The sequence below is a fragment of the Vibrio sp. AH4 genome (assembly GCF_030710545.1).
GTDB classification, from domain to species: Bacteria; Pseudomonadota; Gammaproteobacteria; order Enterobacterales; family Vibrionaceae; genus Vibrio; species Vibrio metoecus.
In genome coordinates this window covers 986717-1000838 of the sequence record NZ_JALAIV010000001.1, presented here as the reverse complement: position 1 = coordinate 1000838, position 14122 = coordinate 986717, and the positions used below count along the sequence as shown (strand labels likewise).

The 14122-nt window shown below is 49.1% G+C and carries 13 protein-coding genes; 3 read left to right on the top strand and 10 right to left on the bottom strand.

Annotated elements, in window-relative coordinates:
- The first annotated feature begins 209 nt into the window (after positions 1–209).
- Together fadB and fadA are read left to right on the top strand one after the other, a co-directional pair.
- The gene (fadB, locus tag MKA69_RS04755; RefSeq protein ID WP_305847591.1) at positions 210–2381 is read left to right on the top strand and encodes a fatty acid oxidation complex subunit alpha FadB; all 2172 of its coding nucleotides are present in this window, start codon (positions 210–212) and stop codon (positions 2379–2381) included.
- Between the two features lie 25 nt (positions 2382–2406).
- Complete coding sequence (fadA, locus tag MKA69_RS04750; RefSeq protein ID WP_001099264.1) at positions 2407–3570, top strand: acetyl-CoA C-acyltransferase FadA; 1164 nt, start codon at positions 2407–2409, stop codon at positions 3568–3570.
- A gap of 66 nt (positions 3571–3636) precedes the next feature.
- On the opposite strand, the gene punR is transcribed toward fadA, so the two are convergent.
- Complete coding sequence (gene punR, locus MKA69_RS04745) at positions 3637–4542, bottom strand: DNA-binding transcriptional activator PunR (protein ID WP_000491961.1); 906 nt, start codon at positions 4540–4542, stop codon at positions 3637–3639.
- 158 nt (positions 4543–4700) lie between these two features.
- On the opposite strand from punR, the gene punC reads away from it, so the two are divergent.
- Positions 4701–5903 (top strand): purine nucleoside transporter PunC, encoded by a 1203-nt coding sequence (gene punC, locus MKA69_RS04740; RefSeq protein ID WP_142629909.1) that lies wholly within the window; start codon positions 4701–4703, stop codon positions 5901–5903.
- A 59-nt stretch (positions 5904–5962) separates the two neighbouring features.
- Here punC and glmU read toward each other — a convergent pair whose 3' ends face one another.
- The 9 genes from glmU to atpB all read right to left on the bottom strand — a co-directional run bounded on the left by glmU (position 5963) and on the right by atpB (position 14119).
- Positions 5963–7324, bottom strand: coding sequence for a bifunctional UDP-N-acetylglucosamine diphosphorylase/glucosamine-1-phosphate N-acetyltransferase GlmU (gene glmU / locus MKA69_RS04735; protein ID WP_305847590.1), 1362 nt, complete (start codon positions 7322–7324; stop codon positions 5963–5965).
- A gap of 246 nt (positions 7325–7570) precedes the next feature.
- Positions 7571–7993: a F0F1 ATP synthase subunit epsilon gene (locus tag MKA69_RS04730; protein WP_000719050.1), complete on the bottom strand. Its 423-nt coding sequence runs from the start codon at positions 7991–7993 to the stop codon at positions 7571–7573.
- A gap of 18 nt (positions 7994–8011) precedes the next feature.
- On the bottom strand, positions 8012–9415 hold the full coding sequence (gene atpD, locus MKA69_RS04725; RefSeq protein WP_000190492.1) for a F0F1 ATP synthase subunit beta: 1404 nt from the start codon (positions 9413–9415) through the stop codon (positions 8012–8014).
- A gap of 34 nt (positions 9416–9449) precedes the next feature.
- Positions 9450–10316, bottom strand: a complete 867-nt coding sequence (gene atpG / locus MKA69_RS04720) for a F0F1 ATP synthase subunit gamma (RefSeq protein WP_000896519.1) — start codon at positions 10314–10316, stop codon at positions 9450–9452.
- 44 nt (positions 10317–10360) lie between these two features.
- Entirely contained in the window at positions 10361–11902 is a 1542-nt protein-coding gene (gene atpA, locus MKA69_RS04715) for a F0F1 ATP synthase subunit alpha (RefSeq protein ID WP_001176737.1), read from the bottom strand.
- Positions 11903–11915: 13 nt separating this feature from the next.
- Complete coding sequence (gene atpH, locus MKA69_RS04710) at positions 11916–12449, bottom strand: F0F1 ATP synthase subunit delta (RefSeq protein WP_001281805.1); 534 nt, start codon at positions 12447–12449, stop codon at positions 11916–11918.
- A gap of 12 nt (positions 12450–12461) precedes the next feature.
- Positions 12462–12932, bottom strand: coding sequence for a F0F1 ATP synthase subunit B (gene atpF / locus MKA69_RS04705; RefSeq protein WP_032470338.1), 471 nt, complete (start codon positions 12930–12932; stop codon positions 12462–12464).
- 73 nt (positions 12933–13005) lie between these two features.
- The gene (atpE, locus tag MKA69_RS04700) at positions 13006–13263 is read right to left on the bottom strand and encodes a F0F1 ATP synthase subunit C (RefSeq protein ID WP_000450922.1); all 258 of its coding nucleotides are present in this window, start codon (positions 13261–13263) and stop codon (positions 13006–13008) included.
- A gap of 43 nt (positions 13264–13306) precedes the next feature.
- A complete protein-coding gene (gene atpB, locus MKA69_RS04695) occupies positions 13307–14119 on the bottom strand; it encodes a F0F1 ATP synthase subunit A (RefSeq protein WP_000729878.1) in 813 nt (270 codons plus the stop codon).
- Between the last annotated feature and the right edge of the window lie 3 nt (positions 14120–14122).

The window sequence follows — 14122 nt, the reverse complement described above, 5'->3', positions numbered from 1 at the left end:
AGCACTCAAAAATAAAGTGGCACAGTCTAGCACGATATGCATTTGAAATAACGACTCTCAGCGATAGCGCACAATGTTAAACACTTGTTTAAAAAATGTATTGAAATTCGCCATTCTCCAGTTCACACTGAATCAACTGGTCAAACCAGAATTAACAACAATAACCGCTCTCACACGCAATCACCGATTGTATGTCACGGAGATAGACAATGATTTACCAAGCCAAAACCCTACAGGTAAACCAACTCGCTAATGGAATTGCCGAGCTGTCCTTTTGCGCTCCCGCTTCCGTTAACAAACTCGATCTACACACTCTGGAGTCACTCGATAAAGCGTTAGATGCGCTCGCCGCGGATCCCAGTGTCAAAGGCCTCCTGCTTAGCTCAGATAAAGAGGCTTTTATCGTCGGCGCTGATATCACCGAATTTCTGGGGCTATTTGCCAAACCAGAAGCGGAGTTGGATGAGTGGTTGCAGTTTGCCAATCGCATTTTTAACAAGCTGGAAGACTTACCTTTCCCGACCTTGTCAGCGTTAAAAGGCCACACACTTGGCGGCGGCTGTGAGTGTGTACTCGCCACCGATTTTCGGATCGGTGATGCCACCACCAGCATTGGCTTGCCTGAAACCAAACTGGGCATCATGCCGGGATTTGGCGGAACGGTGCGCCTACCTCGTTTGATTGGCGCAGACAGCGCGATGGAAATCATCACCCAAGGTAAAGCGTGCCGCGCGGAAGAAGCGTTAAAAGTGGGATTACTGGATGCGATTGTCGATAGTGATAAGCTGATCGACTCTGCGATCACCACGTTAAGCCAAGCGATTGAAGAGAAGTTGGATTGGCAAAAACGCCGCCAGCAGAAAACCTCAGCACTGACCTTAAGCAAACTGGAAGCCATGATGAGCTTTACTATGGCGAAAGGTTTGGTGGCTCAGGTGGCAGGCAAACACTACCCAGCACCAATGACCGCGGTCGTCGCCATTGAAGAAGCGGCGCGTTTATCACGCGATACTGCGCTAGATATCGAGCGCAAACACTTCATCAAGCTCGCAAAATCTACCGAAGCGCAAGCGCTAGTTGGTATTTTCCTCAATGATCAATACATCAAAGGCCTAGCCAAACAATCGGCAAAAGCCGCGAGCCAAGATACCACACACGCCGCCGTGCTCGGCGCGGGCATTATGGGTGGGGGCATCGCGTATCAATCGGCTCTCAAAGGCGTACCTGTGCTGATGAAAGACATCGCACCACACTCTTTAGAACTGGGCATGACCGAAGCGGCCAAGCTCCTCAACAAACAGTTAGAGCGCGGCAAGATCGATGGTTTCAAAATGGCTGGCATTCTGGCTTCCATCACCCCTTCTCTGCATTACGCAGGGATTGATCAAGCCGATGTAATTGTCGAAGCCGTGGTTGAAAACCCGAAAGTGAAAGCCGCGGTACTCAGCGAAGTGGAAGGATTGATCGACGCAGAGACGATTCTGACCTCCAACACCTCGACCATTCCAATTAATCTCCTCGCTAAATCACTCAAGCGCCCACAGAATTTCTGTGGCATGCACTTTTTTAACCCTGTGCATCGCATGCCTTTGGTGGAAATCATCCGTGGTGAACACACCTCAGAAGACACCATCAACCGAGTGGTTGCTTATGCGGCGAAAATGGGCAAATCACCGATTGTGGTCAATGACTGCCCAGGATTCTTCGTTAACCGCGTGCTGTTCCCTTACTTTGCGGGCTTTAGTCTGCTGATGCGTGATGGCGCGAACTTCACCGAAATCGACAAAGTGATGGAGCGTCAATTCGGCTGGCCAATGGGCCCAGCGTATTTGCTTGATGTGGTCGGCATTGATACTGCACACCATGCTCAGGCAGTGATGGCGGAAGGCTTCCCAACTCGCATGGCCAAATCTGGCCGAGAAGCGATTGATACCCTGTACGAAGCGAAAAAATTTGGCCAGAAAAATGGCAGCGGCTTCTATCAGTACACAGTAGATAAAAAAGGCAAACCGAAAAAATCCTTCAGCGATGAAGTGCTCGCCATTCTCGCGCCTGTATGCGGCGCACCACAAAGCTTTGACCCACAAACCATTATCGAACGAACCATGATTCCGATGATTAATGAAGTGGTGCTCTGTCTTGAAGAAGGGATCATCGCCTCCGCGCAAGAAGCTGACATGGCGTTGGTGTACGGTCTTGGCTTCCCTCCGTTCCGTGGTGGTGTATTCCGTTACCTAGATACCATAGGCATCGCTAACTATGTGGCTATGGCGGAAAAATACGCTGACCTCGGCGCGCTCTATCAAGTACCGCAACTGCTGAAGAACATGGCGCAACAAGGAACATCTTTCTACAGCGCTCAGCAAGCCAGTGCCCTGTAAATCGGTTTAGAAAAGGAATAACAAAATGAATACAGTAGTGATTGTTGATTGCCTACGTACTCCGATGGGACGCTCCAAAGGCGGTGCGTTTCGCCACCAACGTGCGGAAGATCTTTCAGCACATTTGATGAAGGGCATTCTGGCGCGCAACCCACAGGTCAATCCAAAAGAGATTGAAGACATTTATTGGGGCTGTGTGCAGCAAACCCTTGAACAAGGCTTTAACGTTGCGCGTAACGCAGCGCTGCTTGCGGGTCTGCCAATTGAGATTGGGGCAGTCACCGTCAACCGTTTGTGTGGATCGTCCATGCAAGCGCTGCATGATGCGGCGCGCGCAATCATGGTTGGCGATGCAGAGATCTGTTTAGTGGGAGGCGTTGAGCACATGGGCCACGTGCCAATGACTCACGGCGTTGATTTCCATCCGGGCCTGTCTAAGAACGTGGCCAAAGCAGCGGGAATGATGGGACTGACCGCAGAGATGCTCGGCAAACTGCATGGCATTAGCCGTCAGCAGCAAGATGAGTTCGCTGCGCGCTCTCATGCGCGTGCTCATGCAGCAACATTAGAAGGTCGCTTTAAAAACGAGATTCTGCCCACCGAGGGGCATGCTGCCGATGGTACGCTGTTCACCCTCGATTACGATGAAGTGATCCGCCCAGAAACCACTGTGGCGGGATTAGCTGAACTACGTCCCGTGTTCGATCCGGCCAACGGTACCGTGACCGCGGGAACCTCTTCGGCACTTTCGGATGGTGCTTCAGCGATGTTGGTGATGAGTGAACAGAAAGCCAAAGCACTCGGTTTAACCATTCGCGCTCGCATTAAAGCGATGGCCGTGGCTGGTTGCGATCCTTCGATCATGGGTTACGGCCCAGTACCTGCGACCCATAAAGCGCTGCAACGTGCGGGCTTAACCATGCAGGATATGGATGTGGTGGAATTGAACGAAGCGTTTGCCGCGCAATCTCTACCTTGCGCTAAAGACTTAGGCTTACTGGAGATGATGGATGACAAGGTCAACCTCAATGGCGGCGCGATAGCGCTCGGTCATCCACTGGGTTGCTCGGGTACACGTATCTCAACCACGCTGATCAATTTGATGGAAGCCAAAGATGCAAAATATGGCCTTGCTACCATGTGTATCGGCTTAGGTCAGGGTATCGCGACCATTTTTGAGCGCCCATAACCCTTCCGTTTTGTCTATCACTGAAGCGTCGTTTAAGAGCCAGCAACGCTGGCTCTTGTTATTAGGTTATTTAGCTTGTAGCCAATCACTGTAAAGTTGATCGCTACTGCCCAGATAATTCACCATCCACTCAATCAATTTATGATTATCGTCTTTGCGCCACACTAGGCAGCAGTGGCTAAGCAGTTTTTCATCGGGCAGTACCTTCTCCACCAACTGACCGCTGGCCAGTAGCGGCTGCGCCATATGCCTTGGCATATAGCCGACCCCGAGTCCACTTTTTAAACTTTCAATCGCGCTGTACCAGTTTGGCAATAGCAAACGGCGCTGTTTAGGGTAATGTTCAGTATGGCGTTTGGGTAATACGCTTGAGGTATCGTCCAAACAGATGGCTAAAAACTGGCTGATAAACTCTTCACTCAAATTCTGCTCGCGCACGCAGGGGTGATTGGGTGACATCACAAATGCCCAGTCAAGAATACCCATATCGCGCACTTCAAAATCGCCACCCACTGGTACTGCTGCCGTTGCGCCAATCACGATATCGGCGCGGCCTTGTGCAATCGCTTCCCACGAGCCGTTGAACACTTCCATGTTGATCTGTAGCTCGGCGAAATCAAAGGTTTGGTAGAAGGCTTCCACCATCGGCTTCATCTTATCCAGCTTGACTACGTTATCGAGTGTCACTTTCAAGGTTTTACGCCAACCATGCGCAGCACGTTTAGTTTGCGCGCGGATCTCCTCCATCTGGCGCAGTAACTGCCTTGCCTCAAGCATAAACAGCTCACCAGCCGGGGTTAGCTCGACCTTACGCGGTAAACGGCGAAACAGCACCACACCCAGTTCACTCTCTATTTGGCGCACACTGTAGCTGATCGCCGAAGGCACTTTGTGCAGCACCTCTGCTGCCGCAGTAAAACTGCCTAAACGCGCTACGGCATCCAACATCTCCAAAGAGGATTTGGAAAACATCACTCACCTACCTATCAATTTTTTTGCATGATAACCGAAAAATTTGCCGTTTCTCTTCATCACAAGACAAAACTAGAATGTAACTACAGAAAAATCCTGGTTGGCGCCAACGGATACTGAAAAAAACATGTGTGAATAATTTTGATGGACATGAAAAAATGAAAGTATCTTTCTTCCAGTTGGTTTACCTTTCGGCACTCTCCATGCTCGGTTTTATTGCCACCGACATGTATCTGCCTGCGTTTAAAATGATGGAAACCGCTTTTGCGACCGGCCCTGAACAAATCGCTCTATCACTGACGGTGTTCTTGGTAGGGATGGCGCTTGGTCAATTACTGTGGGGCTTAGCTTCCGACAAATTTGGCCATCGTAATACGCTGATTGCTGGCTTACTCGTTTTTACCCTCGCCTCTGCCGGACTCGCGTTTAGCTCAACGGTATGGCAACTGCTACTGCTGCGTTTTATCCAAGCGATTGGGGTGTGCGCGCCTGCGGTCATTTGGCAGGCGATGGTGATCAAGCGTTACCCAAGCTCAGTCAGCCAACAGCTGTTTGCGACCATCATGCCACTGGTAGCGCTCTCTCCAGCACTAGCACCGCAACTGGGTGTACTGCTGGCAGATTACTTTGGCTGGCACAGCATCTTTTTGACTTTAACCTTGATGGGTATTGTGTTGGTGGTGAGTACGGGCTTACAAACCAATGAAATTGCTGAGCCAAAAACCACTTCTATCGCGCAAGATATTAAAGGTTTACTGAAAAGCAAAACCTATCTCGGCAATGTGCTGATGTTTGCTTGTGCATCGGCGGCATTTTTTGCCTACCTGACCGGGATGCCGGAAATCATGGCGCAGCTTGGCTATCAAGCACGAGATATTGGCCTGAGCTTTATTCCACAAACCATTGCATTTATGGTGGGTGGCTACCTAGGTAAGAAAGCGGTTCAGAAATACGGTGATGAACTGGTGCTCAAACAGTTGATTGCGCTGTTTACCCTGTCAGCGGCGATGATTTTTGTCGCCTCACAATGGACGCTCAGCTCAATTTGGCCAATCTTGGCTCCATTCTGCTTGATTGCGGTGGCCAATGGTGCGCTTTACCCGATTGTGGTTAACCGTGCTTTATCCAGTGCTAAGCAAAGCCCAGCAACCGCTGCCGGATTACAAAACAGCTTACAGATCAGTGTCAGCAGTTTATCCAGCGCCCTAGTGGCTGCGCTTGCCAGCCAAGCTCAGCCAGTGACAGGCATTGCGATTGTGTTGTGTACAGGCGGGTTGTGGATAGGTTACATACTCTCTAACCGTCAGTTACGTGAACAGTTCACCACCCCAGACAATGCTCGCGTGGTCAGTGACGAATAAACTGTACTTGAGTAATACAAAAAGAGCCGCGAATGCGGCTCTTTTTTCAATCGGCTCAATTATTTCTTTTTCACCGGACGCTGCCAGCCAGCAATTTTGCGCTCTGGCGCGCGAGTGATGACTAACTCACCTTCAGCGACATTCTTAGTCAGAGTCGTACCAGCACCAATGGTCGCACCGTTACCGATCGTCACAGGCGCAACGAGCTGACAATCCGAGCCTACAAACACGTCATCACCAATCACGGTTTTATGTTTATTGGCACCGTCGTAGTTACAGGTGATCACCCCAGCGCCCACATTCACGCCTTTGCCAATCTCAGCATCGCCAAGATAAGTCAGGTGATTGGCTTTTGAGCCTTCGCCAAGACGAGCATTTTTCATCTCCACAAAGTTGCCGACATGAGCATCATCGCGTAGCTCTGCTCCGGGACGTAGACGAGTAAACGGCCCAACCGTACAGTTTTCACCGACCGTCGCCCCTTCAATTACGCTGTATGGGCGGATCACCGTGTTGTCATCAATCTCACAATCTTTGAGAATTGAGCCCGCGCCAATCACTACGTTATTACCGATCGATACATTGCCTTCAATAATCACGTTAACATCGATTTCCACATCCGAACCGCACTGCAGTGTTCCGCGCAGGTCAAAACGTGCAGGATCGCGCAGCATCACACCTTGCTCAAGCAGCTTCTTGGCCTGACGCGCTTGGAAAGCACGCTCAAGACGCGCCAATTGAATGCGATCGTTCACTCCTTCCACTTCAATTGAGTGCGAGGGATGTACCGCTTCCACCGCGCGGCCTTCATCATGCGCTGCCGCAATCACGTCAGTCAGGTAGTATTCGCCTTGCGCGTTATTGTTGTTCAAGCCTGCCAACCAACGCTTAAGATCACGGCCAGTTGCCACCAACACTCCAGTGTTGACTTCTTTGATCAGCTTTTGCTCTTCGCTGGCATCTTTTTGCTCAACGATCGCCACCACCGGGCCACGTTTACGTACGATACGGCCATAACCGGTTGGGTCATCCAGCACTACGGTCAGTAGTGCAATGCCATCGGTGGGCTGTGCTTCAAGTAAACTTTCAATAGTGTCTTCTGAAATCAGCGGAACATCACCATACAACACCAAGATTTTTTCATCATCTTGGAAATGTCGAGAGGCCTGATCTACGGCATGACCAGTACCCAACTGCTGTGCTTGCAATACCCAGTTAACGTTTTCATTGACCAGAGCCTGCTGCATCTGATCGCCACCATGGCCATAAACCAGATGGATATTTTGTGCGCCTAGGTTATTACACGTATCGATAACGTGTTTAACCATAGGCTTACCAGCCAATGTATGCAGCACCTTCGGCATATTAGAGTGCATACGAGTTCCTTTCCCTGCCGCGAGAATTACCGTACTGAATTTCATTTGTTATCTACCTAGTCATTTTTCTGCGTCGTATTTTAAACAGCAAACCGAAAATAGTTAATCAGCGATTATCTCGAAAATAAGAACGGCGATTATTTTCATAGAAAATCGCGTTGATTTATTGGTGATCAGTCAATAACGGGACAAAAAAATCCCTTAACCGTGCACTTTCTCGCGAATCAACACGCTCACAAGAAACAAAAAAGCCTGACATAGGTCAGGCTTTTTATCAGCTTGTAAGCATGATTAACGACGCTTTTTGGTCAATTCAATCACGCGAAGCTGCGCGATGGCTTTAGCCAGTTCACTGGCCGCTTGTGCAAAGTCCATGTCGCCATGCTGGTTGAGAATGCGCTCTTCCGCACGACGTTTGGCTTCTTCTGCCTTAGCTGCGTCCAGATCTTCTCCACGAATTGCAGTATCAGCCAACACAGTTGCTGTGCCCGGCTGAACCTCAACAATACCACCAGAGACATAAATGTACTCTTCGTGGCCGTGCAGTTTCACAATACGCACCATACCAGGCTTGATAGCGGTCAGCAGCGGTGTATGGCCGTGGAAAATACCCAGCTCACCTTCGCTACCGGTCACCTGAAACGTTTCAACCAAGCCAGAGAACAGTTTTTTCTCTGCGCTCACCACGTCCAGATGAAAGGTTATTGCTGCCATATCGCCTCCTAGTCAGCCTTATAGCTTCTTCGCATTCTCGATAGCATCGTCAATCGTACCGCAGTACATAAACGCTTGCTCTGGAATGTCATCGTAGTCACCTGCCAGCAGACCTTTGAAACCACGTAGGGTTTCTTTCAGAGATACGTATACCCCTGGATCGCCAGTAAAGACTTCTGCTACGTGGTAAGGCTGAGTCAGGAAACGTTCGATCTTACGCGCACGAGCAACCACTTGCTTGTCCGCTTCAGACAGTTCGTCCATACCTAGAATCGCGATGATGTCTTTCAGCTCTTTATAGCGTTGTAGCGTTGCTTGCACGCCACGCGCCACATCGTAGTGCTCTTGACCAACAACCAATGGATCCAATTGACGTGAAGTCGAATCCAGTGGGTCGATCGCAGGGTATAGACCCATAGCGGCGATGTTACGGTTCAGAACAACGGTTGCATCCAAGTGAGCAAACGTGGTTGCTGGTGACGGGTCAGTCAAGTCATCCGCAGGTACGTATACCGCTTGTACAGAGGTGATCGAACCTTTCTTGGTTGACGTGATACGTTCTTGCAGAACACCCATCTCTTCAGCCAGTGTTGGCTGGTAACCTACCGCTGAAGGCATACGGCCAAGCAGAGCAGATACTTCCGTTCCCGCCAGGGTGTAACGGTAGATGTTGTCGATAAACAGCAGTACGTCACGGCCTTCATCACGGAATCGTTCCGCCATGGTCAGACCGGTCAGTGCTACACGCAGACGGTTGCCTGGTGGCTCGTTCATCTGGCCGTAAACCATCGCTACTTTCGACAGTTCTGGCTGCTCAACGTTTACAACGCCCGCTTCCTGCATTTCGTGGTAGAAGTCGTTACCCTCACGAGTACGCTCACCAACCCCTGCAAAAACTGACAAACCTGAGTGTTGCAGCGCGATGTTGTTGATAAGTTCCATCATGTTAACGGTCTTACCTACACCCGCACCACCGAACAGACCGATTTTACCGCCTTTTGCAAACGGACAGATCAGGTCGATAACCTTAACACCCGTTTCCAGCAGTTCAGTTGCACTAGACTGTTCTTCGTAGCTTGGTGCAGGGCGGTGGATTGAATACACCTCTTCTGCGCCAATGTCGCCACGTTCGTCAATCGCATCACCAAGCACGTTCATGATACGACCTAGGGTTTTAGTACCTACTGGTACTGAAATTGGAGCGCCAGTGTTTTGTACTGTCATTCCACGACGTAAACCATCCGAGCTACCCATAACGATAGCGCGAATCACGCCACCGCCTAGCTGCTGTTGAACTTCCAGAACCAGACGTTCTTTGGAATCCACAACATTCAGAGCATCGTAAACACTTGGTACTTCGCTCTGTGGGAACTCTACGTCGACTACCGCACCGATGATCTGTACGATCTTACCTGTAGCCATCGTTAATCCTCTAAACTGTTTGTTTTACCTAAGCTTAAACCGCAGCCGCGCCGCCTACGATTTCCGACAATTCTTGTGTAATCGCTGCCTGACGGGCTTTGTTGTACACAAGCTGTAAATCATCAATCAGGTTGCTCGCGTTATCGGTAGCAGCTTTCATCGCAACCATTCGGGCTGCTTGCTCACACGCTAGGTTCTCTACAACACCTTGGTAAACCTGTGACTCGATGAAGCGCAGTAAAAGCGCATCCAACAGAGGCTTCGGTTCTGGTTCGTAGATGTAATCCCACATGTGACCACGCTGCATATCTTCGCTGTCCGATTTTGGCAAAGGTAGCAATTGATCGATCTTTGGTTTTTGCACCATGGTGTTCACAAACTGGTTGAACACCAGATAGAGGCGGTCTAACTCACCTTTATCGTATTTCTTCAGCATGACGCCGACCGAACCGATCAGATCTTCTAAGCTTGGGCTATCACCTAAACCAGAAACCTGAGCCGCTACTTTCGCGCCGCTGTTGTTGAAAAAAGAAGTGGCTTTTGAACCGATAATCGCCAGCTCAATTTGCGCGCCTTTTTCTTTCCAAACCTGCATATCAGTGATGGCTTTTTTGAACAGGTTAATGTTCAAGCCACCACACAAACCGCGGTCTGTAGAAATAATGATGTAACCAACACGCTTCGCTTCACGCTCTTCTAGATACGGATGACGATACTCTAGACTTGCGTTGGCGACATGACCGATCACTTTACGTATTGTTTGTGCGTAAGGGCGTGATGACTCCATAGCGTCCTGTGAACGACGCATTTTAGAAGCAGCCACCATTTCCATCGCTTTCGTAATCTTCTGAGTGCTTTTCACACTCCCGATCTTAGTACGTATCTCTTTTGCGCCGGCCATCGTTACTCTCCGTTAGTTGGTGGCAGAAACTGCCACCGACCTCATTACCAAGTTTGGGTTGCTTTGAAATCGTCAACCAGCTTTTTCAGCTGAGCTTCGATCTCATCGTTATAAGCACCCGTCTTGTCGATTTGCGCTGCCAATTCAGCGTAATGAGCACGAGCATACGATAGTAGAGCAGCTTCGAAGTCGAGAACCTTGTTCAGTTCTACGTCTGTCAGATAGCCACGTTCCGCAGCAAAGATCACCAGAGCCTGATCAAAGACAGACATTGGTGCATACTGTTTCTGCTTCATCAGTTCAGTAACTTTCTGACCGTGAGTCAGCTGACGCTTGGTCGCTTCATCCAGATCCGAAGAAAACTGAGCAAACGCTGCCAGTTCACGGTAAGCAGCCAGTGCAGTACGGATACCGCCAGAGAGCTTCTTAACGATCTTAGTTTGTGCTGCACCACCTACACGAGAAACTGAGATACCTGGGTCAACCGCTGGACGTACGCCCGCGTTGAACAGTTCAGTTTGTAGGAAGATCTGACCATCAGTGATCGAGATTACGTTAGTCGGTACGAATGCCGATACGTCACCAGCTTGAGTTTCGATGATTGGCAGAGCGGTTAGAGAACCGGTCTTACCTTTCACTTCACCCTTAGTGAAACGCTCTACGTACTCTTCGTTTACACGAGCTGCACGCTCTAGTAGACGAGAGTGGAGGTAGAATACGTCGCCAGGGAAAGCTTCACGACCTGGTGGACGACGCAGAAGCAGTGATATTTGACGGTAAGCAACAGCCTGTTTAGACAGGTCATCGTACACAATCAGCGCATCTTCACCGCGATCGCGGAAGTATTCACCCATCGCACAACCTGAGTAAGGTGCGAGGTATTGCAGTGCAGCAGATTCAGACGCTGAAGCCACCACAACAATGGTGTTTTTCAGTGCGCCGTGCTCTTCCAGTTTACGAACAACGTTCGCAATGGTTGACGCTTTCTGGCCGATAGCAACATAGATAGAGTAAATACCAGAGTTTTTCTGGTTGATGATCGCATCAATCGCCAATGCAGTTTTACCTGTTTGACGGTCACCGATGATCAGCTCACGCTGGCCACGGCCGATTGGGATCATCGAGTCAACTGATTTGTAACCAGTTTGAACAGGTTGATCAACCGATTTACGATCGATAACACCCGGTGCGATGACTTCAACAGGTGAAGTCAGTTTTGCACCGATTGGGCCTTTACCATCAATAGGCTCACCCAGAGTGTTAACCACGCGACCCAGCAGTTCAGGACCAACAGGAACTTCCAAAATACGGCCAGTACCCGTTACTTTCATGCCTTCACGCAGGTCTGCGTATGGACCCATTACTACCGCACCCACCGAGTCACGCTCAAGGTTAAGTGCCAGTGCATAACGGTTGCCCGGTAATTCAATCATTTCACCTTGCATAACATCTGCAAGGCCGTGAATACGAATGATACCGTCGCTTACCGATACGATAGTACCTTCGTTGCGAGCTTCACTAACAACGTTGAAAGATTCAATACGTTGTTTGATCAGATCGCTAATTTCCGTGGAATTAAGTTGCATGCTCCAATCCCCATCAAGACTGCAATGCATCGCTCAGACGCTTCAAACGTCCGCGTGCTGAGTTATCGATGACTAAGTCTCCGGCTCGAATAATGACCCCGCCAAGCAGAGTCTCATCTACACTGCAATTCAGCTGAACTTTGCGCTCTAAACGCTGCTCAAGCTTGCTGCCAATTTCTGAACGCTGTTGGTCACTGAGTTCAGTGGCGGAAATCACTTCCACATCCACTTTCTTCTCATGTTCCTGCTTCAATACTGCAAAGAGTTCATTGAGAGCTGGAATCGCCAACAGACGACCATTTTCTGCCATTACCTTAATCAGGTTTTGACCATGACCATCAAGCTGTTCGCCACAAACTGCAATAAAAATCTCAGCTAATTTACTCGCTGAGCCCGAGCTGGTTAACAGCTCGTGCATTTGTTCGTTTTTTGCGACTTCAGCGGTGAAAGCAAGCATCTGGCTCCAATGATCCAGTTGCTGTTTTTCTACCGCAAAATCAAAGGCTGCTTTAGCGTAGGGGCGTGCGATTGTAGTCAAATCCGACATATGCCCCCTCCGTTAAAGTTTTGCAGTAATGTTGTCGAGAATATCTTTGTGCGCATCTTTATCGATTGAACGCTCAATAATTTTCTCAGCACCAGCAATTGCCAGAGTTGCAACCTGTTTACGCAGCTCATCACGAGCACGGTTACGTTCTGCTTCAATCTCCGCTTCCGCTTGAGTCAGGATTTTCTGGCGTTCTGCCTGAGCTTCCTCACGAGCTTCGTCAATGATTTGCGCTTTACGTTTATTCGCTTGCTCAATGAGCTCAGTTGCTGTGCGTTTTGCTTCTTTCAATTGATCAGAAGCATTAGCTTGTGCCAGGTCGAGATCTTTCTTTGCACGCTCAGCGGCTTGCAAACCATCAGCAATTTTCTTCTGACGATCTTCAATTGCTTTGATAATCGGCGGCCATACATATTTCATGCAGAACCACACAAACATACCAAAAGCTAAAGCTTGACCTAGCAGAGTTGCGTTCATATTCACAACAGCTACCCCCTAAAGTGGACTTAGTGTTAATCAACGACAAATCGAAACGATTTGTCAGGACAAAGCGTGATTAACCAGCTAGCTGACCAACGAATGGGTTTGCGAATGTGAATAGCAGAGCGATTACGATACCGATCATTGGAACCGCATCCAACAGACCTGCGATGATGAACATCTTAACTTGCAGCATAGGAGCCATTTCTGGTTGACGAGCTGCGCCTTCCAAGAACTTACCGCCTAATACAGCGAAACCAATCGCAGTACCAACCGCACATAGACCAACAATAATAGCTACAGCGATTGCAGAGAAGCTCAATACAGTTTCCATCTAATTTCTCCAAAGATTCAATGGGTATTAAAAATTCAATTTATTAATGATCGTTATCTTCATGAGCCATTGACATATACACAATGGTCAACATCATAAATACAAACGACTGGATCAAAATAACCAAGATATGGAAGATAGCCCAAGGTAGGGATCCCATCCATTGCAGGTACCATGGCAGCATAGCCGCACAAAGAATAAACACTACCTCACCTGCGAACATGTTACCGAACAGACGCATACCGAGTGATAGCGGCTTCGCTAGCAGCGAAACAACCTCAATCAACAGGTTGAACGGGATCATGATCCAGTGATTAAACGGGTGTAGTGCTAACTCTTTTGCAAACCCGCCCAGACCTTTCACTTTGATGCTGTAGTAAATCATCAGAGCAAATACGCCTAGAGCCATAGCCATGGTGATATTCACATCAGCAGACGGCACCACCTTCAAATAAGGGATACCAAGCCAATGCTGTGCTGGGTAAGGTAAGAAATCGATAGGCACAAGGTCCATCAAGTTCATTAAAAATACCCAACAAAAGATAGTGAGTGCTAAAGGAGCAATTAGTGGATTGCGACCATGGAAAGTATCTTTGACGTTTTTGTCAACGAACTCTACCACCATCTCAACAGCACACTGCAGCTTACCCGGAACACCCGCTGTCGCTTTTCTGGCTACTGCACGAAATATTCCAAGGAATATCAGTCCAGTTAAAACAGAGAAGAACAGGCTATCGATGTGTACGTTCCAGAAACTCGACTCTTCCGCCACCAACCCCAACTTGTAAGTTGAAAGGTTAGAAAGGTGGTGAGTGATATAACTGGAAGGTGTGAGCGCTTCACCTGGCGCAGCCATAAC